General features: G+C 62.3%; 1 protein-coding gene. It reads right to left on the reverse strand.

The features are described 5' to 3' along the window. Nucleotides 1–4,225 (reverse strand): beta strand repeat-containing protein (locus FGA82_RS31555; protein WP_349305998.1); only part of this gene is annotated, 4,225 nt, incomplete at both ends.

Raw genomic sequence — 4,225 nt, forward strand, 5'->3', positions numbered from 1 at the left:
GCCAGTCACTGGGGCGCCGACTGTCGCTGTGTAGACAACGTTGCCGCCTTCAGCTGTCGACTCGGTGGCGGTGAGTTTTACGGTTGTGGTGTCGATGGTGTCAGTGACGTTGGTCACTGCCGGCACAGTGCTCGGTACCAGATTCTCGAAGTTGCCACCGGTCGCTGTCGAAATGGTTGCTTCGACTTTGCCTGCATCTTTGTAAACGTCATCCGCCGGCGCTGCGACGGTCACGGTGCCGGTGGTTTTGCCCGCTTCGATGGTGATGACAGCGCCGTTGGACAGGGTCACGGTGACCGGGGAGCCAGCCGCGTTGGTCAGCGTTGCGGTGTAGACGATCGAACCACCTTCAGCGACCGAGCCAGTCGCGCTGAGCGACAGGTTGGTGGTGTCGACGGTATCGGTGACCGTGGTCGAAACCGGGGTTTTGTCGGCTACCAGATTCTCGTAATTGCCACCGGTTACACCAGTGATCGAGTTGGTCAGTGGCGCCTGACCGGTCAGCGCATCGTTCGGTGCGGTGGTGGTCACGGTGCCCGTGGTTTTGCCGACTTCGATGGTGATGTTCTGGCCGTTGGCCAAGGTCACGGTGACCGGCGAACCGGTTACTGGTGCGCCGACAGTGGCGGTGTAGGTGACGGTGCCGCCTTCAGCCACGGAGGTATCGGCGGTCAGTTTGACGGTCGAGGTGTCGATGGTATCGGTGACTTCGGTCACGGCCGGCACAGTGCTCGGCACCAGGTTCTCGAAGTTGCCACCGGTAGCGGTGGAGATCGTTGCTTCGACTTTGCCGGCGTCTTTGTAGACGTCATCTGCCGGAGCTGGAACGGTGACGGTGCCGGTGGTTTTGCCGGCGTCGATGGTGATCACTGCGCCATTCGACAGGGTCACGGTAACTGGTGAGCCAGCCGCGTTGGTCAGCGTTGCGGTGTAGATGATCGAACCACCTTCCGCAACGGTGCCGGTCGCAGTCAGCGACAGATTGGTGGTGTCGACGGTGTCGGTGACGTTGGTCGAAACCGGTGTCTTGTCGGCCACGAGGTTTTCGTAATTGCCACCGGTTACACCACTGATCGAGTTAGTCAGCGGAGCGTGGCCGGTCAACGCATCGTTCGGCGCGGTGAAGGTGACGGTGCCGGTGGTCTTGCCAACTTCGATGGTGATGTTCTGGCCGTTGGCCAAGGTCACGGTGACCGGCGAACCGGTTACTGGTGCGCCAACAGTGGCGGTGTAAGTGACGGTGCCGCCTTCAGCCACCGAAGTGTCGGCCGTCAGTTTGACGGTCGAAGTGTCGATGGTATCGGTGACCTGCGTGACCGCAGGAACAGTGCTCGGCACCAGGCTTTCGAAGTTGCCGCCAGTAGCAGTCGAAATGGTTGCTTCGACTTTGCCCGCGTCCTTGTAGACGTCATCGGCTGGCGCTGGAACAGACACGGTGCCTGTGGTTTTGCCGGCTTCGATGGTGATCACCGCGCCATTGCTTAACGTCACGGTCACTGGCGAGCCAGCGGCATTGGTCAGGGTCGCGGTGTAGATGATCGAACCACCCTCGGCCACGGAGCCGGTCGCGGTCAGCGACAGGTTGGTGGTGTCGACGGTGTCGGTCACGTTAGTGCTGACCGGCGTTTTGTCGGCCACGAGGTTTTCGTAGTTGCCGCCGCTGACGCCAGTGATGGCGTTGGTCAGTGGCGCATGACCGGTCAACGCATCGTTCGGTGCAATGGTGGTCACGGTGCCGGTGGTTTTGCCGACTTCGATGGTGATGTTCTGGCCGTTGGCCAAGGTCACCACGACTGGCGAACCGGTCACCGGCGCGCCGACGGTGGCGGTGTAAGTGACGGTGCCGCCTTCAGCGGCAGACTCGGTGGCGGTCAGTTTGACCGTCGAGGTATCGATGGTGTCAGTGACGTCAGTTACCGCAGGTGTGGTGCTCGGAACGAGGTTCTCGAAGTTGCCGCCCGTGGCGTCCTTGATGGTCACTTCAACTTTACCGGCGTCCTTGTAGACGTCATCGGCTGGCGCCGCGACGGTCACGGTGCCGGTGGTTTTACCCGCTTCGATAGTGATGACCGAACCGTTGGAAAGGGTCACGGTCACCGGGGTGCCGGCCGGGTTGGTCAGGGTCGCGGTGTAAACAATCGAGCCACCTTCGGCCACGGAGCCGGTCGCGGTCAGCGACAGATTGGTGGTGTCGACGGTGTCGGTCACGTTGGTCGAAACAGGGGTCTTGTCCGCTACCAGGTTCTCGTAATTGCCGCCGCTGACGCCGGTGATCGCATTGCTGATCGGCGCATGGCCGGTCAACGCGTCGTTCGGTGCAGTGGTGGTCACGGTGCCGGTGGTTTTGCCGACTTCGATGGTGATGTTCTGGCCGTTGGCCAAGGTCACGGTCACCGGAGCACCGGTCACTGGCGCGCCCACTGTCGCGGTGTAAGTAACAGTGCCGCCCTCAGCCGCCGACTCGGTCGCGGTGAGTTTGACGGTGGTGGTGTCGATGGTGTCGGTGACGTTGGTCACGGCTGGAACGGTGCTCGGCACCAGGTTCTCGAAATTGCCACCGGTAGCGGTTGCAATGGTCGCTTCGACTTTGCCGGCGTCCTTGTAGACGTCATCGGCTGGAGCCGCAACGGTCACGGTGCCAGCAGTTTTACCGGCCTCGATGGTGATCACCGCGCCGTTCGACAGCGTCACGGTTACCGGCGTGCCGGCCGGGTTGGTCAGCGTCGCGGTGTAAACGATCGAACCGCCTTCAGCCACCGAATCGGTCGCGGTCAGGTTCAGGTTGGTGGTGTCGGTGGTGTCCGAAACCGCGGTATCGGCGGACTTGCCGTCGACCGCGAGTTTTTCGTAGTTGCCACCGGTAGCGCCGTCGATGGTCACGCTCAGCGAGCTGCCGCCGGCCAATGGGCTGTTCGGTGCAACGAAGTTCACCGAGCCGGTGGTTTCTCCGACGGCGATGGTGATGGTCTGGCCGTTCGACAGGGTCACGACAACCGGTGAACCCGTCACGGGTGCGGTCACGGTCGCGGTGTAGACCACGGTTTCGCCTTCGGCGACGTTGGCGGTGGCGGTCAGCGACACGGTGGAGGTGTCGATGGTGTCGTTGACGGTGGTGACGGCCGGAGCAGTGCTGGTGACGAGGTTTTCGAAGTCGCCACCGGTCGCGCCTTTGATGGTCGCTTCTACGGTGCCGGCATCTTTGTAGACGTCATCTTTCGGTGCGTCGACGGTCACGGTGCCGGTGGTTTTGCCGGCATCGATGGTGATCACCGAGCCGTTGCTCAGGGTCACGGTGACCGGCGAGCCAGCCGCGTTGGTCAGTGTCGCGGTGTAGGTGATCTGACCGCCTTCGTTCACCGAACCGGTGGCGCTCAGCGACAGATTGGTGGTGTCGACAGTGTCGGTCACGGTGGTGCTGACCGGAGTTTTGTCGGCCACGAGGTTTTCGTAGTTTCCGCCGGAAACGCCAGTGATCGAGTTGGTCAGCGGTGCATGACCGGTCAACGCATCGTTTGGCGCGGTGGTGGTCACGGTGCCGGTGGTTTTACCCACTTCGATGGTGATGTTCTGACCGTTGGCCAGGGTCACGACAACCGGCGAGCCAGTGACTGGCGCACCGACCGTGGCGGTGTAGGTGACGGTGCCACCTTCAGCCGCAGACTCGGTGGCGGTCAGTTTGACCGTCGAGGTGTCGATGGTGTCGGTCACGTCAGTGACGGCTGGCGTGGTGCTCGGAACCAGGTTCTCGAAGTTGCCGCCGCTAGCGTCCTTGATGGTCACTTCGACTTTGCCGGCGTCTTTATAGACGTCATCGGCCGGTGCAGCGACGGTCACGGTGCCAGTGGTCTTACCCGCGTCGATGGTAATCACCGAACCGTTGCTCAGTGTCACGGTGACTGGCGTGCCAGCCGGGTTGGTCAGGGTTGCGGTGTAAACAATCGAACCGCCTTCAGCCACGGTGCCAGTCGCGGAAAGCGACAGGTTGGTGGTGTCGACGGTATCGGTAACGGTGGTCGAAACCGGCGTCTTGTCGGCGACCAGGTTCTCGTAGTTACCGCCGCTCACGTCAGTGATTGCGTTGGTCAGCGGCGTGTGGCCGTTCAACGCATCGTTCGGTGCGGTGGTGGTCACGGTGCCGGTGGTTTTGCCGATTTCGATGGTGATGTTCTGACCGTTGGCCAGGGTCACGGCCACCGGCGTGCCGGCGGCTGGCGGCACCGGCCGC

Origin of the sequence: Pseudomonas fluorescens, assembly GCF_005938625.1 — a bacterium.
Taxonomy (GTDB): domain Bacteria; phylum Pseudomonadota; class Gammaproteobacteria; order Pseudomonadales; family Pseudomonadaceae; genus Aquipseudomonas; species Aquipseudomonas fluorescens_BD.